The 21,255-nt window shown below is 72.3% G+C and carries 18 protein-coding genes; 12 read left to right on the top strand and 6 right to left on the bottom strand.

Going from position 1 to position 21,255, the window contains the following annotated elements; translation table 11 throughout:
• Positions 1 to 6 precede the first annotated feature (6 nt).
• From rpsF to ACVGV0_RS22825, 6 genes are all read left to right on the top strand, one after another.
• Positions 7 to 336, top strand: coding sequence for a 30S ribosomal protein S6 (gene rpsF, locus ACVGV0_RS22850; RefSeq protein ID WP_459157740.1), 330 nt, complete (start codon positions 7 to 9; stop codon positions 334 to 336).
• A 57-nt stretch (positions 337 to 393) separates the two neighbouring features.
• The gene (locus ACVGV0_RS22845; RefSeq protein WP_459157739.1) at positions 394 to 873 is read left to right on the top strand and encodes a single-stranded DNA-binding protein; all 480 of its coding nucleotides are present in this window, start codon (positions 394 to 396) and stop codon (positions 871 to 873) included.
• A 54-nt stretch (positions 874 to 927) separates the two neighbouring features.
• On the top strand, positions 928 to 1,167 hold the full coding sequence (gene rpsR, locus ACVGV0_RS22840; protein WP_459157738.1) for a 30S ribosomal protein S18: 240 nt from the start codon (positions 928 to 930) through the stop codon (positions 1,165 to 1,167).
• A 28-nt stretch (positions 1,168 to 1,195) separates the two neighbouring features.
• A complete protein-coding gene (rplI, locus tag ACVGV0_RS22835) occupies positions 1,196 to 1,648 on the top strand; it encodes a 50S ribosomal protein L9 (RefSeq protein ID WP_459157737.1) in 453 nt (150 codons plus the stop codon).
• A 584-nt stretch (positions 1,649 to 2,232) separates the two neighbouring features.
• Complete coding sequence (locus ACVGV0_RS22830) at positions 2,233 to 5,310, top strand: replicative DNA helicase (protein ID WP_459157736.1); 3,078 nt, start codon at positions 2,233 to 2,235, stop codon at positions 5,308 to 5,310.
• A 182-nt stretch (positions 5,311 to 5,492) separates the two neighbouring features.
• On the top strand, positions 5,493 to 7,865 hold the full coding sequence (locus tag ACVGV0_RS22825; RefSeq protein WP_459160109.1) for an ATP-binding protein: 2,373 nt from the start codon (positions 5,493 to 5,495) through the stop codon (positions 7,863 to 7,865).
• 413 nt (positions 7,866 to 8,278) lie between these two features.
• Here the strand turns inward: ACVGV0_RS22825 and ACVGV0_RS22820 are convergent, their stop codons facing one another.
• The gene (locus ACVGV0_RS22820) at positions 8,279 to 9,706 is read right to left on the bottom strand and encodes a M20/M25/M40 family metallo-hydrolase (RefSeq protein ID WP_459157735.1); all 1,428 of its coding nucleotides are present in this window, start codon (positions 9,704 to 9,706) and stop codon (positions 8,279 to 8,281) included.
• Between the two features lie 54 nt (positions 9,707 to 9,760).
• Positions 9,761 to 10,417: a GOLPH3/VPS74 family protein gene (locus tag ACVGV0_RS22815; RefSeq protein ID WP_459157734.1), complete on the bottom strand. Its 657-nt coding sequence runs from the start codon at positions 10,415 to 10,417 to the stop codon at positions 9,761 to 9,763.
• Between the two features lie 328 nt (positions 10,418 to 10,745).
• On the opposite strand from ACVGV0_RS22815, the gene pdhA reads away from it, so the two are divergent.
• The 5 genes from pdhA (at position 10,746) to ACVGV0_RS22790 (ending at position 16,270) form a co-directional block, all read left to right on the top strand.
• Positions 10,746 to 11,972, top strand: a complete 1,227-nt coding sequence (gene pdhA, locus ACVGV0_RS22810) for a pyruvate dehydrogenase (acetyl-transferring) E1 component subunit alpha (RefSeq protein ID WP_459157733.1) — start codon at positions 10,746 to 10,748, stop codon at positions 11,970 to 11,972.
• Positions 11,972 to 12,991: an alpha-ketoacid dehydrogenase subunit beta gene (locus ACVGV0_RS22805; RefSeq protein ID WP_459157732.1), complete on the top strand. Its 1,020-nt coding sequence runs from the start codon at positions 11,972 to 11,974 to the stop codon at positions 12,989 to 12,991. Before pdhA ends, ACVGV0_RS22805 begins: the two co-directional genes overlap by 1 nt.
• A gap of 11 nt (positions 12,992 to 13,002) precedes the next feature.
• Entirely contained in the window at positions 13,003 to 14,523 is a 1,521-nt protein-coding gene (locus ACVGV0_RS22800) for a dihydrolipoamide acetyltransferase family protein (protein ID WP_459157731.1), read from the top strand.
• 179 nt (positions 14,524 to 14,702) lie between these two features.
• Complete coding sequence (locus tag ACVGV0_RS22795; RefSeq protein ID WP_459157730.1) at positions 14,703 to 15,578, top strand: SAM-dependent methyltransferase; 876 nt, start codon at positions 14,703 to 14,705, stop codon at positions 15,576 to 15,578.
• A 266-nt stretch (positions 15,579 to 15,844) separates the two neighbouring features.
• The gene (locus ACVGV0_RS22790; RefSeq protein ID WP_459157729.1) at positions 15,845 to 16,270 is read left to right on the top strand and encodes a VOC family protein; all 426 of its coding nucleotides are present in this window, start codon (positions 15,845 to 15,847) and stop codon (positions 16,268 to 16,270) included.
• Between the two features lie 104 nt (positions 16,271 to 16,374).
• On the opposite strand, the gene ACVGV0_RS22785 is transcribed toward ACVGV0_RS22790, so the two are convergent.
• From ACVGV0_RS22785 to ACVGV0_RS22770, 4 genes are all read right to left on the bottom strand, one after another.
• Positions 16,375 to 17,565, bottom strand: coding sequence for a CapA family protein (locus ACVGV0_RS22785; RefSeq protein ID WP_459157728.1), 1,191 nt, complete (start codon positions 17,563 to 17,565; stop codon positions 16,375 to 16,377).
• Between the two features lie 199 nt (positions 17,566 to 17,764).
• Positions 17,765 to 18,145 carry a hypothetical protein gene (locus tag ACVGV0_RS22780; protein WP_459157727.1) on the bottom strand — a complete coding sequence of 127 codons (381 nt, stop codon included), beginning with the start codon at positions 18,143 to 18,145 and terminating at the stop codon, positions 17,765 to 17,767.
• Between the two features lie 389 nt (positions 18,146 to 18,534).
• The gene (locus ACVGV0_RS22775; protein ID WP_459157726.1) at positions 18,535 to 19,743 is read right to left on the bottom strand and encodes an acyl-CoA dehydrogenase family protein; all 1,209 of its coding nucleotides are present in this window, start codon (positions 19,741 to 19,743) and stop codon (positions 18,535 to 18,537) included.
• Positions 19,744 to 19,745: 2 nt separating this feature from the next.
• Entirely contained in the window at positions 19,746 to 20,303 is a 558-nt protein-coding gene (locus ACVGV0_RS22770; RefSeq protein WP_459157725.1) for an SCP2 sterol-binding domain-containing protein, read from the bottom strand.
• A 177-nt stretch (positions 20,304 to 20,480) separates the two neighbouring features.
• On the opposite strand from ACVGV0_RS22770, the gene ACVGV0_RS22765 reads away from it, so the two are divergent.
• Entirely contained in the window at positions 20,481 to 21,140 is a 660-nt protein-coding gene (locus tag ACVGV0_RS22765) for a TetR/AcrR family transcriptional regulator (protein WP_459157724.1), read from the top strand.
• Positions 21,141 to 21,255: the final 115 nt, after the last annotated feature.

Raw genomic sequence — 21,255 nt, 5'->3', positions numbered from 1 at the left:
AGGTGAATGGTCTTTATGCGTCCTTACGAGCTCATGGTCATTCTTGACCCGAGCCTCGACGAGCGAAACGTCGGCAAGTCGATGGACCAGTTCCTCGAGGTCGTGCGCAACGGTGGCGGCAGCGTCGAGCAGGTCGACGTGTGGGGCCGTCGGCGGTTGTCCTACGAGATCAACAAGCACGCCGAGGGCATCTACGTGGTGCTGGACGTCAACAGCGAGCCGGCCACGGTCGCCGAGCTCGACCGCCAGCTGAACCTGAACGACTCGGTGCTGCGCACGAAGATGCTGCGGAAGGTCGAGCCGCGCAAGTCCAAGGCCAAGAAGAGCAAGGCCTGACGCCGGTTCGCAGCCCGCGCAGGCGAATCCGCATCCGACTACTGGAGTCTGAAGGCCATGGCTGGTGAAACCGTCATCACGGTCGTCGGCAACCTCACCGCCGACCCGGAACTGCGCTTCACGCCGTCCGGTGCCGCGGTCGCCAACTTCACGGTCGCCTCGACACCCCGCACCTACGACCGCCAGGCCGGGGAGTGGAAGGACGGCGAGGCGCTGTTCCTGCGCTGCAACATCTGGCGGCAGGCCGCGGAGAACGTGGCCGAGTCGCTCACCCGCGGCATGCGCGTGGTGGTGCAGGGCCGGTTGCGGCAGCGGTCCTTCGAGACGAAGGAAGGCGAGAAGCGCACCGTGGTGGAGCTGGAGGTCGACGAGATCGGCCCGTCCCTGCGCTTCGCGACGGCCAAGGTCAACAAGGTCGGCCGGGGCGGTTCCTCCGGCGGCGGTGGCGGCGGGGGCTTCGGCGCCTCCGACGACCCGTGGGGCTCGGCCCCGCCTGCGGGCTCCGGCGGCGGATTCAGCGACGAGCCGCCCTTCTAGGCGCGGCTCCCCTCGACACTTGACGACGTTTTTCTCGCACAGGAGGAACAACCGATGGCCAAGGCGCCCGTGCGCAAGCCGAAGAAGAAGGTTTGCGTTTTCTGCACCGACAAGAGCGCGCCGCTGATCGACTACAAGGACACGACGCTGCTGCGGAAGTTCATCTCGGATCGCGGCAAGATCCGCGCGCGTCGGGTGACCGGCAACTGCAGCCAGCACCAGCGCGACGTGGCCACTGCCGTGAAGAACGCGCGGGAGATGGCGCTGCTGCCCTACACCTCGACCGCCCGCTGATCCGCGAGACTGGACAAGGAGACACGTCGTGAAGATCATTCTGACCGCTGACGTGGCGGGTCTCGGCGAGTCCGGTGACATCGTCGAGGTCAAGCCCGGCTACGCGCGCAACTACCTGCTGCCCCAGGAGAAGGCCATCGTGGCCACCGCGGGCGCGGAGAAGCAGGTGCACAACCTGCGGCGCGTCCAGGAGTCCCGCCGCGTGCGGAACCTGGAGAACGCGCAGCAGCTGCGCGAGCAGCTGCAGGAGCTCGGGGACGTCAAGCTGATCGCGAAGGTCTCCCCGAAGGGCAAGCTGTTCGGCTCCGTCACCGCGGCCGACGTGGCCAACGCGGTGCGCGAGGCCGGTGGTCCGCCGCTGGACCGCCGCACGCTCACCCCGCGCGAGCACATGAAGGCCCTCGGCAAGTACACGGTGGACGTGAACCTGCACCCCGACGTGCAGACCACCCTGCGGGTGGAGGTCACCACCGCCAAGTGAGGGCGAACCCGGTTCCGGCCGCAGTGCGCTCCGCACCGCGGCCGGAACCGGAGCATCTCCGGCTCGGTCCGGCTCCGCAGAACACCGCGAGCCTGCTTGTGGACAACTCGGGACGGCGTCCCCAAGGAATCCCCAAGGGCGTCCACAGGGTTATCCACAGGGTTTGACCTGCGGTCTCGGCGTTCGACCTGCGCATATCCGCAGTCGATCCCCATCTGATCCGGTGAAGCACCGAATTGTCCCCAGAGTTGTCCACAAGGGGGTCGCACCGGTGGGGACATGTGTCCGCAGCCCCGAGCGCGCACACCCGGACACGTGTGTCGCCGTGCTCGTCCACCCCCGTGGTCCCGCCCGGCCCGGCGGCCCCGTCCCCACCGGTGATGCGCACCGCGCGGCGCAGCAACCCCCCGCGGCTCCCGCGCGCGACAATCGGAGTCGCACACCCGTGCGCCTCGGGGACCGGCTCGCACCGCGGTCCGCCGGCGCACTCCCCCCGGACGCCGCTGAGCGCACCGCGCGGTCGGCGGGTCCGACCCGGATCGACCACGTGGCCACGACACGCCACCAGGAGGTGACCGGTTCCGGTGGCATCGCCTGACTCCCCCGAGACTCTCCCCCCCGAACCGGGCGGCGACAACGGCTCCTTCGACCGCCAGCCGCCGCAGGACATCGCCGCGGAGCAGTCCGTGCTCGGCGGCATGATGCTGAGCAAGGACGCGATCGCCGACGTCGTCGAGGTCGTCCGCCCGAACGACTTCTACCGCCCCGCGCACCAGGCGATCTACGACTGCGTCCTCGACCTGTACGGGCGCGGCGAACCCGCCGACGCGGTGACCGTCTCGCACGACCTCGACCGGCGCCAGCAGCTGCAGAAGGTCGGCGGCGCACCGTACCTGCACACGCTGCTGGCCACCGTGCCCACGGCGGCCAACGCCGGGTACTACGCCGAGATCGTCGCCGAGAAGGCCGTGCTGCGCCGTCTCGTCGAGGCCGGCACCCGCGTGGTCCAGCTCGGCTACCAGGGCGGTGAGGGCGCCGAGATCGACGAGGTCGTCGACCGCGCCCAGGCCGCCGTCTACGACGTCACCGAGCGCCGCGTCAACGAGGACTACGCCGCGCTGGAAGACCTGCTGCAGCCGACGATGGACGAGATCGACGCCATCGCCTCGCGCGGCGGGGAGTCCCAGGGCATCCCGAGCGGGTTCGCCGACCTGGACGACGTCACCAACGGCCTGCACGCGGGACAGATGATCATCGTCGCCGCCCGGCCCGGTGTCGGCAAGGCGCTCGCCCTGGACACGCCGCTGCCCACGCCGGGCGGTTGGACCACCATGGGCGAGGTCGCCGTCGGCGAGCAGCTGCTCGGCGCGGACGGCTCGCCCACGGCGGTCGTGGACGCGACCGGGGTGCTCACCGAGCGCAGCTGCTACCGCGTCGAGTTCTCCGACGGCGCGGCCATCACCGCCGACGCCGAACACCGCTGGGCCCTGGACGGCGGGCGCGTGCTCACCACCGCCGAGCTCGCCCGGGTCCTCGGCGATGTCCCGGGCGGCGATACCCCGAACGACGAGGCCCCGGTGATCGCCGGCCGCCCGGGGCTGGCGGTCACCGCCGTGCACCCGGTGGACAGCGTGCCGGTGCGCTGCGTGCAGGTCGACGCGCCGGACCGGCTCTACCGGGCCGGGCCCACCGGCATCCCCACGCACAACTCGACGCTCGGCCTGGACTTCGCCCGCGCCGCCTCCATCAAGCACCACATGGGCAGCGTCATCTTCTCCCTGGAGATGGGGCGCACCGAGATCGTCATGCGCATGCTCTCGGCCGAGGCCCGCATCCGGTTGGCCGACATGCGCGGCGGCTCGATGAGCGACGAGGACTGGACCCGGCTGGCGCGGCGGATGAGCGAGATCAGCGAGGCGCCGCTGTTCATCGACGACTCGCCGAACCTGACGATGATGGAGATCCGCGCCAAGGCGCGGCGGCTCAAGCAGCGCCACGACATCCAGCTCGTCGTCGTGGACTACATGCAGCTGATGACCTCCGGCAAGAAGGTCGAGTCCCGGCAGCAGGAGGTCTCCGAGTTCTCCCGGAACCTCAAGCTGCTCGCCAAGGAGCTGGAGATCCCGGTCGTGGCGATCTCCCAGCTCAACCGCGGCCCGGAGCAGCGCAACGACAAGAAGCCCCAGCTGGCCGATCTTCGCGAGTCGGGCTGCCTCACCGGCGGCACGCGGCTGCTGCGCGCCGACACCGGCGCCGAGGTCGCCTTCGACGAGCTGATGCGCACCGGCGAACGCCCCCTCGTGTGGTCGCTCGACGACCGGATGCGCCTGGTCCCCCGCCCGGTGACGAACGTGTTCTCCAGCGGGGTCAAGGAGGCCTTCCGCGTGCGGCTGGCCTCCGGGCGGGAGATCGAGGCCACCGCGAACCACCCGATGCGCACAGTCGACGGATGGACCCCGCTCGGCGAGCTGGACGTGGGCTCGCGCGTGGCCGTGCCGCGCCGGACGCCGGAACCGCTGCGCACCGAGCCGATGCCGGAACCGGAGGTGGTGCTGCTGGCCCACCTGATCGGTGACGGTTCGTTCGTGCGGCGGCAGCCGATCCGCTACGCCAGCGTCGACGAGGCCAACCTCACCGCGGTGACCGAGGCCGCGCAGCACTTCGGCGTGACCGCCGTGCGCGACGAGTACGCGGCGGCGAAGGTCACCACGTTGCGCCTGCCCGCGCCGCACAAGCTGACGCACGGGCGGCGCAACCCCGTCGCGGCCTGGCTCGACGACCTGGGAGTCTTCGGGCAGCGCAGCTACGAGAAGCACGTACCCGAGCGGGTGTTCCGGCTGCCGAAGGAGCAGATCGGCCTGTTCCTGCACCACCTGTGGGCCACGGACGGTTCGGTCTTCGTCCGGAGCAACAACGCCGTGAACGTGTACTACGCGACGACGAGTCGTCAGCTCGCGGACGATGTCCAGCAGTTGCTCCTGCGCTTCGGGCTCAACACTCGCATCCAGCGGGCGAAGAAGTCCGGTTACCGCGACAGCTGGCACGTTCACGTGTGCGGCGTTGAAAGCCAGCGAGCCTTCCTGAACGAAATCGGTGTGCACGGGGCCCGTGACGCTCAGGCGAGCGAAGCGCTCGTCCGGTTGTCCGAGATGACCTACGTCGGTCGCTTCGACACGATCCCCGCCGATGTCTGGCCGCGCGTGGCACGGGCGATGCGTGAAAAGCAACTCGCGCTTTCGCATATTCATGCAGTTGCGGGGGTGAGTAGTGGGGATCTCAACCCCGCTTACTCGCCGACGCGCCAACGTGTCGCCAAAATGGCCGAGGCGCTCGAAGATTCTGTTGTGTCGGACCTCGCGACCAGCGACGTCTTCTGGGACGAGATCGTCGAGGTGACCTCGCTGGGCGAGCAACCGGTGTACGACGCGACGGTGGATGGTACGCATAATTTTGTAGCAAACTGCATATTTATGCATAACAGTCTCGAGCAGGATGCGGACATGGTCATCCTGATCCACCGGCCGGACGCGTTCGAGCGGGACGACCCGCGCATGGGCGAGGTGGACCTGATGCTGGCCAAGCACCGCGCCGGCCCGACCTCGACGGTGACCGTGGCGCACCAGCTGCACTACAGCCGCTTCGTCGACATGGCCTCCGAGTAGCGGCGCACCAGCTGCCGCCGGCGGCACCCGCGCCGCCGGCACCACCCGCCCGGCCCGGGCCGCGCCCCGCTCCCGGCGCGCCTGCGGACAACCCCGCGGACAGCTGAAGCGGAGCTGCTCGGGACGGGCACGAACCGGAGTTCACCGCCTACACTGCGAGCAGAGCTCTGCTGAGGCGGGTGATGGTCATGTCGTCCAGCCGCGAACGCACGATCGAGCCCGGGACGTCCCGGCTCGGGCACGAGGCGGAGCTGACGAGCTTCGTGGGGCGACGTGGTGCCGTCAGCGGGATCAAGCGACTGCTGTCGAACTCGCGCCTGGTGACGCTGACCGGCACGCCCGGGGTCGGCAAGACGCGGCTCGCCCGGCGCGCCGCGCACGACGTGCGCAGGGCCTTCCCCGGTGGGGTGCGCTTCGTCGAACTGGCCGACCTGCCGGAGCCGGCCGATGTCGCCGTCGCGGTGCTCGCCGGGCTCGACCAGGACGCGGAACCGCACCACCCCGTCCCGAGCGGGCGCGCGTCCACCCCCGCTCGCCCGGCCGCCGGGGAGCCGGCCGATGCGGAGACCTGGTTGGCGCGGCACCTGTCCGGGCCGCGCGTGCTGCTCGTCCTCGACGGCTGCGAGCAGCTGGTCGAGGACTGCGGTGATCTCGTGCGCGAGCTGCTCGCCGCGGTGCCCTCGCTGCGGGTGCTGGTCACCAGCCGCAGCCCGCTCGGCATCGCGGGCGAGCAGGTGTGGACGGTGTCGCCGCTGAGCCTGCCCGGGTTCGAGCGCTCGGGTGAGATCGCCGCCTCGGAGGCGGTGCGGTTGTTCACCGCGCGGGCCTCGGCGGTGGCGCCCGGTTTCACGTTGAACGCGGACAACGAGCGGCGCGTGGCCCGGGTGTGCCGCCAGCTCGACGGGTTGCCGCTGGCCATCGAGCTGGCCGCGGGCTGGATGCGCTCGCTGTCGATGGACGACCTGATCGAGCGGCTCGCCGACCCCTACGCCCTGCTGAGCGCGGGGGCCCGGGATGCGCCACCGCGGCACCGCTCGCTGCGGGCCGCGGTGGAGGCGAGCTACGCCCTGTGCACCCCGGTGGAGCAGGCCGTGTGGGCGCGGCTGTCGGTGTTCACCGGCGGGTTCGAGCTGGAGGCGGCCGAGGAGGTCTGCGCCGGGGACGGGTTGAACCGCTCGGACGTGTTCTCCGCGGTGGCGGGGCTGGTGGACAAGTCGGTGCTGCAGCCGGAGCCGCAGGACGACCGCGCCCGGTACCGGCTGCTGCGCACGATCGGCGAGTACGGGCGCCACCGCCTGGGCTCCGGGCCGGTGCGCGAGCGGTTGCGGCGGCGGCACCGGGACTACTACCTGCACCTGGCCGAGGACGTCGACGTGGCCTGGCTCGGGCCGAACCAGGTGGAGTGGCTGGGGCGGCTGCGCGCCGACCGGGGCAACTTCGACGCGGCGCTGGACTACAGCGTGACCGAGCCGGGCGAGTCGGACGAGGCGCTGCGGCTGGCGGCGGCGCTGTGGTTCGCCTGGATCGCCAGCGGGGAGCTGCGCGCCGGCTGGGAGTGGTTGACCCGCGCGTGGGAGGCGGCCGACGAGCCGAGTTCCCCCGGGGACGCGGTGGCGGCGCGAGCGGCGGTGGTCACGGCGCTGATCGCGGCGCTGTCGGGGGATGTCGCGGCGTGCCGGCAGGCGTGCGCGGGGGCGCGTGCGGTCGGGGCGAGCGATGACGACCTGGCGCAGGCCACGGGGCTGGCCTCGTTGCTGGAGGGGGATGCTGACGAGGCGTGGCGGTGGCTGTCGCTGGCCGTGTCGCGCTCCCGGGAGCGCGCGGTCAGCGGCGCGCTGGGGATGCCGAACCTGGCGCTGGCCGCCGTGGTGCGCGGGGAACCGGAGCGGGCGCGCGAGCTGTGCGAGCGGTGCCAGGAGCTGTGCGCCGAGCACGGCGAGCTGTGGTGCTGGTCGTGGGCGGATGTGGTGCTCGGGCTGGTCGAGTGGTCGGTGGGGGACGTGGCCGCGGCGTTGACGCGGCTGCGGGAGGCGCTGCGGGTGAAGTACCTGTTCCGGGACGTGCTGGGCATCGTCACCTGCCTGGAGGCGGTGGCGTGGGTGGAGGTCGGCCGCGGCCGGGCCGTGCGGGCGGAGCGGCTGTTCGCGGCGGTGACCGAGCTGGCCCCGGTGGCGGGTGGTTATCCGTTCGCGCTGGGGGCGTTCCGCGCGTGGCGCGCGGAGGCGGTGCAGCGGGTGCGCGCGGCGCTGGCGGAGCGCGATCGGGCTTCGGCGGCGGAGCGGGGCGCCCGGTGCACGGTCGACGAGGCGGTGCGGTTCGCCCTGGGCGGTCGCCGGGCCGATTCCGGTGCGGAGGTCCCGGCGCAGCTGACGCCGCGGGAGCGGGAGGTCGCGCGGTTGGTGGCGCGGGGGTTGTCGAACCGGGAGATCGCCGAGCGGTTGGTGATCGCCAAGCGCACGTCGGACAGCCACGTGGAGCACATCCTGGCGAAGCTGGGGTTCACGTCCCGGGCGCAGATCGCGGCGTGGGTGGCCGAGCAGCGCGTCGAGGCCTGAGAGCCCGTTCCTCGACCTCGCGTACCTGCTGCGCGGGGCCGGGCCGGGGGCCGCGGGATCGCTCGGGGAGGTCATCCGGGACGTCTCGGTATGGATATCGGTACTTCGACCGGTTCCGCCGCGCGGCCGCGAGGGGCGAGTGTGGAGTCACCCGGCGAAGCCGGGTTTCACGTTCCGAGAAGGCGGTACCCGCCTCGGGTGAGGCGCGTGCAGCCAGCACGTTCCGGTCACCGCGACCGCCGGGTGCCCAGCTGTGTACGAGGAGGTACGTGCTCGACCACTGGCCGAGCGGCGGCACCTGCCCCAGCCATCCCGCCGCCGGCCGTCCTGGCAGCGGGGTGGATGCGCAGCATCGACGGCGATGACGGGAATCGCCCCATCCGCCCCGCTGCTCTCATGTCCGCACCCGCGCCTCACTCCTGGGGGCGGCGCGCGTGCGCGTCGAGGACGTGGCCGATCGCCGAGGTGACCTTGGCCGCGAACGGCAGGTTGAGGGCTTCGTCGGGCACGTGCGCGTTGCTTCCCGGGCCGAGCGCGCCGGTGACGACGAACTGCGCGTTCGGGTAGGTGCGCTGCAGCAGGCCCATGAACGGGATGGATCCGCCGAGGCCCATGGTGCGCCAGTCGGCTCCGAACACCTCGCTGCTGGCGGTGTCGAGGGCGGTGCGCAGCCACGGTTGCGGGTCCGGGGCGTTCCAGCCGAGGCCTGCCTCGGTGTGGTCGATGGTGACGTGCGCGCCGGAGGGCACGTCGGTGGTCAGCGCGTCGGTGACGGCCCGCAGCGCGGCGTCCGGGTCGGCGGTGGGCGGCAGGCGGAAGCTGAGCAGCAGCGTGGTCCAGGGCCGCAGCACGTTGCCCGCGTTCACGGGCAGCGGCAGGCCGTCGGCGCCGGTGACGGACAGGGTGGGGCGCCAGGTGTTGTTCAGGTTGAGCTCGGTTTCGTCCTCGGTCACGGGGCGCACGCCGTCGGGCAGGGCGATGGCGTCGCGGACGAGTCCGGGGGCGGCTTCGACGGCGGCGCGGGCTTCGGCGGCGCGGTTGTCCGGGATGGTGACGTTGAGCTCCGGCAGCAGCAGTTCGCCGGTGCGGGAGTCCTCGATGCGGTCGAGCAGCTGGCGCAGCACGCGGAAGGAGCCGGGCACGATGCCGCTGGCGGTGCCGGAGTGCTGGCCGGCGTCGAGCACGCGGACGGTGACCTCGACCTGGGCGAGGCCGCGCAGCGAGGTGGTCAGCCACAGCCGGTCGTAGTCGCCCGCGCCGGAGTCGAGGCAGATGACGAGGCCGACGTCGCCGAGCCGGTCGGCGAGGTGCTCGAGGTAGGCGGGCAGGTCGGGGCTGCCGGACTCCTCGCCGGTCTCCAGCAGCACGACGCAGCGCTGGTGGGCGCCGCCGTGGGCGCGGACGGCTTCGAGGGCGGTCAGCGCGGCGTAGCCGGCGTATCCGTCGTCGACGGCGCCGCGGCCGTGCAGGCGGTCGCCGCGGACGACGGGGGTCCACGGGTCGAGGCCCTCAGACCAGCCGCCGGCCGGGGGCTGCTTGTCCAGGTGGCCGTAGAGCAGGACGGTTTCCTCGCCGGAGGCGCCGCCGTGCGCGGGGACGTCGATGAGCAGCAGCGGGGTGCGCTCGGGCAGGTGCACCACGTCGATGGTGGCGTCGGGCAGGTCGCGTCCGGCCGCCCAGCGGCGCAGGTGCTCGACGGCCGCGTCGAGGTGCCCGCTGGTCTCCCAGTCGGGGTCGAACGCGGGCGAGACGGCGGGGATGCGGACGAAGTCGGACAGGCTCGGCAGGACGTCCGCGTCCCAGGTGTTCTGCACGGTGTTGTTCAGCGCTGCGCGATCCACACCGCGATCCTATGCCCGCCCGCGGCTGCGCGGCCCGTCGCTTCGGGATCTCGCCTACTGGCTGCCGAGGGCGGTGGGGACGACGGCCGCGGCCATGGTGGTGGTGATGGTGCTGTCGATGTGCGCGGGCAGGTTCTCGGCCTTCGCGATGGAGCGCAGCGCGGCGGTCTCGTCGCGGGTGAGGCCGAGGGAGTGGCCGATGCCGGTGCGCTGGACGAGGGCGCACAGCAGCGCGGTGCGGTCGTCGATGGTCTCGGGGTGGGCCAGTGCGGTGCGGATGTCGTTGATGCTCCGGTCCCGGTTGCCCTCGTCCGGGTAGTAGCGGTCGTCGGGGATGAGTCCGAGGAACCGCTTGGGCACGTGCCGCAGCAGGCCGTTCTCGACGAGGTTGTGCCGGTGCGTGCGCAGGGTGCGGGAGCGGTTGGCCAGCCACCAGGACAGGTCGGTGCGCGCGGTGCCGTTCCTGGTGCGCTCGGCCAGTTCGGTGATGATCGCGTCGAGCCAGGGCAGTCCGGTCGTGCCGGTGTCGTGCAGGGCGAGGTCGTGCCCGGTGCGGTGGCGGTGCAGGGTGACGTGCCCGCGCAGCACGAGTTCGCCGATCTGGGCGGCGGCGACGGTGCTGTCGGCGGCCGGGGTGAGATACTGCGCGCCGTCGGGCTTGTGCAGCAGCAGCGTGATCTCGTCGGGCACGGTGGGGAAGTCGCGGCTCACGGGCACAGTATGCGTCGTGCTGGACGCGGGCGGTAGTCGTTGCTCGTGCGATGGTCGGCCCCCGCGTTAGTCGGATCTCCATTGCTTTGATGACCTGCGGATTCCCCGTCGCCGCGGGGGACCTACGGTGGCGTCGCCGAACCGTTCAGGACGGGCGGTTCTTGTGGCAGGCCTCACGGAAGCGGCCGAGTTCGTGCAAGGATGGCGGAAAGCGATCCAAGCCCCGGATCGCCCGGCGGAGGGCCCACAGGCCGTCTCCGGCGGCGGTCCGGGGTGTGTCGGAACGGTCGCCACAAGCGGCCTGACCGGCGTGAGCTGAGGAGGCAACATGTCCCCCGAACGTTGGACGCGTGACGGCACCGCCGATCCCGGGAGTTCCGGCCCACCTGCCGCGACCGCAGCAGTACCCACAGGGGAGCAGGTGATCGCCGGTTTGCGGGCGACGAGTGAAGGTGGAGCTGCCCTGGTGCAGCTCCTGACGCCGGAGGGCCAGCGGGTCAGCCCGAGCGATTGGAGCTTGGACGTCTCCGCGGACGAGTTGCGCGGGTTGTACCGCGACATGGTCCTGGTCCGCCGGTTCGACGTGGAGGGCAACGCGCTGCAGCGGCAGGGCCAGCTGGGCATCTGGGTGCCGCTGCTGGGGCAGGAGGCCGCGCAGATCGGTGCGGGCCGCGCGCTGGGGCCGTCCGACATGGCGTTCCCGAGCTACCGCGAGCACGGGGTGGCCTGGTGCCGCGGCATCGACCCGACGGAGCTGCTGGGCATCTTCCGCGGTGTCGACCACGGCAGCTGGGACCCGTTCGAGCGGGGCATGCACCTGTACACGATCGTCATCGGCAACCAGTGCGTGAACGCCGCCGGCTACGCCATGGGGCAGCGCTTCGACGGGCGCGTCGGCGACGACGAGGGCGAAGCGACGATGGCGTTCTTCGGCGACGGCGCGACGAGCCAGGGCGACGTGCACGAGGCGATGGTGTGGGCCTCGGTGTACGAGGCGCCGGTGGTGTTCTTCTGCCAGAACAACCAGTGGGCGATCTCCGAGCCGGTGGAGCGGCAGACGCGCGCTCCGCTGTACCACCGGGCCAGCGGTTACGGCTTCCCCGGTGTGCGGGTGGACGGCAACGACGTGCTGGCGTGCCTGGCCGTGTCGCGGTGGGCGCTGCGCGAGTGCCGCCAGGGCGGCGGTCCGGTGTTCGTCGAGGCGGTCACCTACCGCATGGGGGCGCACACGACCTCGGACGACCCGTCGCGCTACCGGATGGCCGACGAGGCGGAGACGTGGAAGCTCAAGGACCCGATCGAGCGGTTGCGGGTGCACCTGTCGCGGGAGCACCTGGCCGGGCAGGAGTTCTTCGACTCGGTGCAGGCCGAGGCCGACGAGTTGGCGGAGCGGTTCCGCGACCACTGCACGCGGTTGCCGGACCCGGCGCCGGAGCGCATGTTCTCGGAGGTGTACGCCCAGGAGAGCCCGCGGGTGGCGGAGCAGCGGGAGGAGTACCTGCGCTACCTCGCCGGGTTCGCCGATGCCGAGGCGACCGCGGGAGGTGGTCGGTGATGGCCGCTCCGACGACGGGTGCGCAGGCGCAGGCGGCGTCCGCGCAGCAGTCGGTGACGCTGGCGAAGGCGTTGAACATGGCGCTGCGCTCGCGGATGGAGGCCGATCCGCGGGTGCTGGTGATGGGTGAGGACGTCGGCCAGCTGGGTGGTGTCTTCCGCATCACCGACGGGCTGCACAAGGACTTCGGGGCGAGCCGCGTGCTGGACACCCCGCTGTCCGAGTCGGGGATCGTGGGCACGGCGATCGGGTTGGCCATGCGCGGCTACCGGCCGGTGTGCGAGATCCAGTTCGACGGGTTCATCTTCCCCGGTTTCGACCAGATCGTGTCGCAGCTGGCGAAGATGCGGTTCCGCTCCCAGGGCAAGGTGCCGATGCCGGTGGTGATCCGGGTGCCGTTCGGCGGCGGCATCGGCGCGGTGGAGCACCACTCGGAGTCGCCGGAGAGCCTGTTCGCGCACGTGGCCGGGTTGAAGGTGGTGGCCTGCTCGAACCCGGTGGACGCCTACTGGATGCTGCAGCAGGCGATCGACTCGGACGACCCGGTGCTGTTCTTCGAGCCGAAGCGCCGCTACTACGAGAAGGCGGAGCTGGACGTGGCGGCGGCTCCGGCGCCGCTGGAGTCGGCGCGGGTGCTGCGCTCGGGCACGTCGGCGACGCTGGCGACCTACGGGCCGATGGTGCGCACGTGCCTGGACGCGGCGTCCGCGGCCGCGGAGGAGGGCACCGAGCTGGAAGTGGTCGACCTGCGCTCGCTGTCGCCGCTGGACCTGGAGCCGGTGTTCGCGTCGGTGCGGCGCACGGGGCGCCTGGTGGCCGTGTCCGAGGCCCCCGGCGAGTCCTCGGTGACCTCGGAGGTCGTTTCGCTGGTGCAGCGGCGCTGCTTCTACTCGCTGGAGGCGCCGGTGCTGCGGGTGACCGGTTTCGACACGCCGTACCCGCCGAGCAAGGCCGAGGACGGCTACCTGCCGGATCTCGACCGCGTGCTGGCCGCCGTCGACGAGGCCCTGGCCTACTGAAGGGGAGTGGCATGATCAAGCGTTTTCCGCTGCCCGACGTGGGCGAGGGGCTGACGGAAGCGGAGGTCCTCGGTTGGCGGGTGAGTCCCGGCGACGAGGTGAGCGTCAACCAGACGATCGTGGAGATCGAAACGGCCAAGGCCACGGTGGAGCTGCCCTGCCCGTGGGCGGGCACGGTCTCCGAGCTGCTGGCCGAACCGGGCCAGACCGTCGCGGTGGGTGCGCCGATCGTGGCGATCGACGTGGCCGGGGAGGCGGGTTCCGAGGAGGCCTCCTCGGAACCGGCCGCGGCGGAGTCGGCGAGCGCGGGCGAGGGCAACAACGGCTCGGTGGCCACGCTCGTCGGTTACGGGCCGCGGGAGAGCTCGACGAAGCGCCGGCCGCGGAAGCGCTCCGGTGCGGCCGGGACTTCCCCGACCGGTCCCGCCGGCAGCGGCCCGGCCGGGAGTGCGGCCGCCGGCAGCAGCACCGCCGGTAGCGGTCCGGCCGGGAGCGGCGCCGCCGGCGACACCGGCAGTGCGGGGGTCGAGCAGCCCCCGGCTGCGGGGGGTTCCGGCGGCGCGGCTGCGCAGGACGGGGTCGCCGCGGGAGCTGCCGCGGCGGGGTCCGGCGGTGCGGCCCCCGGGCGGGACGGCACGGGTCCCGCCGCGGTGCAGGAGGTGCCGCTGGCGAAGCCCCCGGTGCGCAAGCTCGCGCGCGACCTGGGCGTGGACCTGCGGCAGGTGACCGGTTCGGGTGCGGGTGGTGTGATCACCCGCTCCGACGTGCAGGCCGCCGCCGCTCCTGCCGCGGAACCCGCGGCGGCTGCGCCGGAGTCCGCTGTGGACTCCGGGCGTCGCGAGCACCGGGTCCCGGTCAAGGGCGTGCGCAAGGCCACCGCGCAGGCCATGGTGGACAGCGCGTTCACCGCGCCGCACGTCACCGAGTTCCTCGCGGTGGACGTGACCGAGCTGATGCGGTTGCGCGAGCGGCTGCAGGCGCGGTCGGACTTCTCCGAGGTGAAGCTCACGCCGCTGGCCTTCGCCGCGAAGGCGGTGTGCCTGGCGCGGACGCGCACGCCGGACGTGAACGCCGCGTGGGACGAGCAGTCCGGTGAGATCGTGTACAAGGACTACGTGCACCTGGGGATCGCCGCGGCGACCCCGCGGGGGCTCGTGGTGCCGAAGGTGCGCGATGCCGACCGGATGTCGCTGGTCGAGCTGGCGCGGTCCGTGCAGGAGCTGACCGGGACCGCGCGGCAGGGCGCGACCCGCCCGGAGGACATGCTCGGCGGCACGTTCACGATCACCAACGTCGGCGTGTTCGGCGTGGACACGGGTACGCCGATCATCAATCCGGGCGAGTCGGCGATCCTCGCGCTCGGCGCGGTCCGGGAGATGCCGTGGGTCGTGGACGGCGCCGTGGTGCCGCGGCAGGTGTGCCAGCTGGCGCTGAGCTTCGACCACCGGGTGGTCGACGGCGAGCAGGGGTCGCGGTTCCTGGCCGACGTGGGGGCGCTGCTCTCCGATCCCGGGGTGGCGCTGACGTACTGAGGAAGTCCACCGATGTGGACGATATCCGTCCGTTTTCTGGCGCGGTGACTGGAATTGCTGGTCACCGCGCCAGAAAACCTCTCCCGGGTGCTGTGCGTGATGCCACAGACGCGGGATGTGCGGTGCCGGTGCATCCGAAACTAGTTCGTGACGCTCACGAACAGTGGAGGAGGTTCGCGGTGACCGCGCAGCACGAGCAGTGGGACATCGTGCACGGTGTCGGCCTCACGGCCCTGGCCGTGGCCGCAGGCCGCGCACTCGAAACCGCACGTCCCGGGGGGATGATCACCGACCGGTACGCCGCGGAGCTGGTCCGCGCGGCGGAACCCCCGGTGCCGATGCCGACCGACCCCCGGCAGACCTCGGACAACGCCGATCTCTGGGAGTTCCTCTCCGTCCACATGGGTCTGCGCACCCGCTTCCTCGACGGCGTCTGCGAACGCGCCGCCGCCGACGGCGCCGAGCAAGCGGTCATCCTCGCCGCCGGGCTGGACGCCCGGGCGTTCCGCCTGGAGTGGCCGGAGAAGGCCGCGGTGTTCGAAGTGGACCAGCCCGCCGTGCTGGACTTCAAGGACCGGGCGCTCGGCGAGCTCGACGCCGTCCCGGCCTGCGCGCGGACCAGCGTGCGCGCGGACCTGCGCGAGGACTGGCTCGGCGCGCTGACCGAGGCGGGCTTCGACCCGCAGCGGCCCACGATCTGGCTGGCCGAGGGGCTGCTGCCGTACCTGCCCGCGGAGGCCGAGCAGCGGCTGCTGCGGCTCGTCCACGACTCCTCCGCACCCGGCAGCACCCTCGCCGTCGAAGGCGGCTCGCCGAGCGCGTGGCTGGACCACCCGGAGTTCCAGCGCGTGTCCGACTCGTTCGGCATCGACATGGCCGACCTGCTCCACGACGACGAACGCGCCGCCCCCGACGCGCAGTTGGGCGAGCTCGGCTGGCGGACCGACCGCACCACGATCGGCGAGCTCGGCCGCGACGCGGAACGCGACGCGAACGAGCTCGTGGCGCAGGTGGCCGACTCCCACTACTTCGTCACCGCGGACCTCCCGGGGTGATCCGCGGTGCTGCGGGATCGCGCGCGGCAGCGCTCCGACGAGCCGCAGGCACCACCCGGGCGGGTCGCAGTCACCCCGCGAGGACGCCCCCGGTGACCCCGAGCGGTTCGCCGCACCCCACCTGACCAGGGGTTTGTGCACTTCCCGAGGAATGCGCAGCGACCTCGACCAGGTGAGCTGCTCGCGCGCCGGGGTGCGCCGCGCACGCAGCGATCCCGCCGACGCGGCGCTACGCTGCGGAAGAACTGTTCCGAGGGGAGCGCACCATGGGTTCTCGGCTCAATCCGTACCTCACCTTCGACGGCACCACGCGGCAGGCGATGGAGTTCTACCGGGAGGTCTTCGGCGGGCGGCTGGACATGAGCACGTTCGGCGAGTTCGGCGTCGGCCGGCACGCCGAGGCGGACAAGGTCATGCACGCCATGCTCGACACCGACCTCGGGTTCACGCTCATGGCCTCGGACGTTCCGGAGGGCATGGAGCTCAAGCCGGGGGACAACATCGCCATCGCCGTCAACGGCGACGACGTCGCAGCGCTGCGGGGCTACTGGGAGCGCCTCGTCGCGGACGGCACGGTCACGATGCCCCTGGAGAAGCAGGTGTGGGGCGACGAGTTCGGCATGTGCACCGACCGGTTCGGCATCCAGTGGATGATCGACATCGGCACTGCCGAGAACTCGCCCTCGTCCTGAGGCCCGACTCCCCGGGCGGGCCGTCGGGCGCTGACCGGCGGGCACCGCGACGCCGGTGCGCGCACGGGGGACCGCCGGCGGGGCGGCGCGCCGCGGCAGCTCCGTCAGTCGCTGCCGAGAACCGACAACCCCGCTTCTGCCCCGCCGCGGCTCTCCACCACCTCGGTGGTGCGCGCCATGGCTTCCTCGAGCCGAGCAGCGCCGGCCGTGCCGACGTCCCCGCCGTCGAGCCCCGCAGCGACGTCGAGCACTTCGAGCGGTGGTTCGTCGGTCTGGTGGAGGGGCAGGTATTCGGCGTCGGTGACGGCGAACTCCCCGGTGCTGACGTCCTCGGTGAACGTGAAGCTGGTCAGCAGTCCCTCGGACTTGGGGCCTTCCGGCTCGGAGTGGTTGGCCACGAGGTTGCCCATGCCGTACACCACCCACTGGCCGTCGAAGTTCTCGATCGGCTGCACGACGTGGGCGTGGTGCCCCAGGAGCAGGTCGATGTCCGGTGACGCGATCAGCTCCGGGGCGAGCGCGCGTTGCTGCCCGTTGGGCTCGTGCTGGTACTCGTCGCCCCAGTGCATCGCGGTGACGACCACCTCGGCGCCCTCCTGCCGGGCGGCCGCGGCATCGTCGAGGATCTTCGCCTCGTCGATCTCGTCGCTCCGCCAGGTTTCGCCGTCCGGGTGCGGAGCGCCGTTGAACCCGAACGTGTAGGAGAGCAGCGCGACCTGCACCGATCCCGATCCGGCGGGGACGTCGAGCATGGTCGTCCGGTCGGCTTCCTGCGCGGTCCGCGCCGAGCCGGCGTGCGCGATGCCGGCTGCGTCCAGCGTGTCGAGGGTGCGGTCCACGCCCGCGGCGCCCTGGTCGAAGGTGTGGTTGGAGGCCGTGGTGCAGGCGTCGTACCCGGTGTCCGCCAGCGCGGTGGCCACCTGCGGCGGGCCGGCGAACCTCGGGTAGCCCTCGTACGGGCCGCCTCCGGCTGCCAGCGGCACTTCGAGGTGGCAGACCGCCACGTCGGCGGCTTCGACGACGGGGGCGATGCCCGCCAGCTGCGGGGCGAAGTTCATCCCCTCGCCGGCACCGGCGTCGCGCTCGGCCTGGTGCCACAGCGGTTCGTGCAGCAGCACGTCACCGGTGCCCACCAGAGTGAACTCCCTGGGGCCCTGGACGGGTGCCGGGGTGGGCCGCGGCGCCACGTCCGCCGGCGGGAGTGCGAGCGACCCCCCTGGTTCGTCGGCAGTGCAGCTCGCGGCGGACAGCACGACGACGGCGAGGACGGGCGCGGTGCGACGCCTGGTGAACATTCCGGGGAACGTACCGGCACGTCAGCGGTGGTGCAGGGCAGTGCGCGGGCGTCCCCGACCCCGGCCGTGCTCGAGCTGGCGTCGCGCGGGTCCGGCCAGCACGAGCACGCGCGAGCGCTCGACCTCCCCCGGTTCCTCCGCGGGGCCCTCCGCTCCGGGGTGCCCGCCCGGCGGGATCAGTTGCGAGCCCGGGGGCCGGTCACCGCCCCTCCTTGCGGCGGCGGCCGCCCTTGCGCGGCGCGGAGTCGTCCTGCTGCTCGCCCGGCGTCTGCTCGTCCTGGGCCTGGTCCCCCTGGGCCTGCTCCAGCGGTTCCGCCGCCTCCGGGGTCTGCTCGGCCGGCTCCGCGACGACGCCGAGCTCCGGTCCGGCGGACGGTTCCGCCCGCTCTTCGCCGTCCGCGGTGGTGGGGCCGTCCGCGGTGGTGGGCTCGGGCTGCGCCGCCGCCGCGGGCTCCGCGCCGTCGTTCAGGAACCCGAAGGCGTGCTCCGTGAAGTCGTGGACGTCGATCTCCGGGAGCTCGCCGAGTTCGGCGTTGATCTCCTGGAAGATCGGGGTTTCCGAGTCGGGGATGGTCTGCACGCTTCGCCCTCCCGTGTTGCTTCGCACGCTGCACCGGGCCCGCGAACGCTTCGCGGGCCCGGCCGCCGAACCGCGGGCCACGCCGCCCGGGCTCGGATGACGCGGTGGCCCCCGGGGGCCGCTGGTGGGAACCGCGGGGGTCGCGTCACATCATGGGTCACCCCGTGGGGACGCGCACGGATGTTCGGCGTGACGCGACACCACGAGGTTAACTCGTCCGTGTAAACACTCCTGTGCGTACGAGGCCGCACAGGCCCAGGGCATGATGCATTCCCGCGGCGCCGTCCGCTGGGCGGTTGTGCGATTCGGCACCGTGTCAATCGACACGTAACGCGCCGTTCATCTACCGGTTGCCCCGGGAGGGCGCACCGGCGGTTCCGCGCGGCCGCTCAGTCGATGTGCCGGCCGGAGAGGGCGCGGGCGATGACCAGCTGCTGGATCTGCTCGGTGCCCTCGAAGATGTCGTAGACCTTCGCGTCCCGGTGCATCCGCTCCACCGGGTACTCGCGGGTGTAGCCGTTGCCGCCGAGGATCTGGATCGCCCGCTCGGTCGCCCACGTCGCCACGCGCCCGGCCTTGAGCTTGGACATCGAGCCCTCGCCGTGCTGGAAGCCCTCGTTGCGGCCCTGCCAGGCCGCCCGCCACACGAGCAGGCGCGCCGCGTCGATCTCCGTGCGCATGTCGGCGAGGGTGAACGCGATCGACTGGTTGTCGATGATCGGGCGGCCGAAGGTCTCGCGCTGGCAGGCGTAGTCGAGCGCGTGCTCGTAGGCGGCGCGGGCGATGCCCAGGGCCTGGGCGCCGACCGCGGGTCGGGAGAGCTCGAAGGTCTTCATCGCCGCCTGCTGGGAGGCGCGGGTGCCCTCGCGGGCCCGGGCGAGCCGCTCGTCGAGCTTCTCCTTCTCCCCGAGCAGGCACCGGCCCGGCAGGCGCACGTCGTCGAGGAAGACCTCCGCGGTGTGCGAGGCGCGCAGCCCGTGCTTGCGCAGCTTGCCGGGGGAGCTCAGCCCCTTCGCGCCCGGTGGGACGACGAACGCCGCCTGCCCGCGCGAGCCGAGCTCGGGGTCGACCGCGGCCTGCACGACGTGCACGTTGGCGATGCCGCCGTTGGTCGCCCAGGCCTTCTGGCCGTTGAGCACCCACTCGTCGGTGGCCTCGTCGTAGGTGGCGCGGGTGCGCATCGCGGAGACGTCCGAGCCCGCGCCCGGTTCGGACGAGCAGAACGCGGCGACCTGCGGTTCGTCCTCGTCGCCGTAGCACTGCGGCACCCACTCGGCGAGCTGGTCGGGCGTGCCGGCGGCGAAGATGCCGGCCACGGCCAGCGTGGTGCCGAAGATGGCCATGCCGACGCCGGCGTCGCCCCAGAACAGCTCCTCGTTCGCGAGCGGCAGCGACAATCCGGTGTCGTCGGCCCAGAACGTGGCCAGGGACTCGAAGCCGTAGAGGCCGATCTTGGCCGCCTCCTGGATGACCGGCCAGGGCGTTTCCTCGCGCTCGTCCCACTCCGCGGCGGCGGGGCGGATCGTCTGCTCGGCGAACCCGCGCACCCACTCGCGCAGGTCGCGCTGCTCTTCGCTGAGTTCGAGGGAGAAGGTCATCGCTACGCCTTCGGGATCTGGAACAGTTTCGTCAGGCCGGCGGCGAACCCGAGGTCGCCGGCGACCTTGAGCTTGCCCTTCATGAACAGGGCCGGCGGGGAGGCGTTGCCGGAGGCCAGTTTCAGGAAGTCGGTGCCGCCGAGGGTGATCGTCGCGCGCGGGTCGTGCTGCGGCTCGCGGTTGACCGTGCACTGCCCGCCGCTGAGCACGCACTCGTAGCGGCGGTGCTCCGCGGCCGAGGGCGGGCCGATGCGCCAGCGGATGACCGCTTCGGTGCCGGCTCCCGCCTTGTCGGCGCGGTAGTGCTCGCTCATGCGCCGGAAGACCTCGTCGAGGATCCGGTCTGCGAGTTCGGGGCGCGCCATGACCGCGTCGACCTGCTCGGTCGAGGCGCGGGAGATGAGGCGGGCGAACTGCTCCGGGGGGAGCGTGCTGAGGTCGACGCCGGCGTCGTCGCGGGCGGCCTCGGAGGCGGTTTGCAGCAGGGCGACGAACCGTTCCTGGTCGACCTGTCGGGGGTCGAGGTCGCCGAGAGCGGTGATCGGATCGGGTTCGGGCATGCCCACCTCCATTACCTACTCGCGAGTAAGACTACGTTCGAGTAAGTTGACGTGCAAGCGGGGAGCGAGATCCGATGATCGACGCCCCGCGCAGCACGCTGCGCTGCTGCGAGCGCGCGTCACCGCGGTGGCGCCCCCGCTGGGCCGAGGATCCGCGCGCCGAACGAATGGGATGAGATGTCCGAACCCGTCGAACGGGCCAAGCCCCGCACCCGCCGCCTGCCGCGCGCCGTGCGCGAACGCCAGATCCTGGACGCGGCGGTGCACGTGTTCGCGGTGCACGGCTTCCACCCGGCCTCGATGGACGAGATCTCGGAGAGGGCCGGCGTGTCCAAACCGATGCTCTACTCCTACCTCGGGGCCAAGGACGAGCTGTTCCTCGCGTGCCTGCGCCGCGAGGGCGCCCGCCTCACCGAGGAGATCAACGCCGCGGTCGACACCGAGCTGGGGGCGGCCGAGCAGCTCTGGCGCGGTCTGCGGACCCTGTTCGAGCACGTGCGGGACAACCCCGACGGCTGGACCCTGCTGCGGCGGCAGACCAACGCCCAGGGCGACCCGTTCCTCGCCGAGCTCGCCCAGTGGCGGCAGAGCATCGTCCGGCTCATCGCCGAGATGCTCGCCCGCGCCACCGAGGACGGCACCACCCCGCGCAGCCCCGAGCAGCTCGAGCCGTTCTCGGCCGCCCTGGTGGGGGCCAGCGAGTCGCTGGCGAACTGGTGGTTCGAACACCCCGACCACACCGCCGACGGCATGGCGCGCCGGTTGATGAACATGGTGTGGATGGGGTTCGGCGACCTCGTCGAGGGCAACTACTGGGAGCCGCCGCAGGAGCGGTGAACCGCCCGGCTCCCGCGCCGCGAGGTGCGCTGCTCGTGCTCGCGCGCCAGCAGCGGCCCGGCCCAGAACACGGCGATCACCGCGGAGCAGCAGGACGGTCCGGAGGTCAGCAGGG

The sequence above is a fragment of the Salinifilum ghardaiensis genome (genome assembly GCF_054491345.1).
Note: the sequence above shows the minus strand (reverse complement) of the source record. Positions and strands in the feature narration are given on the sequence as shown.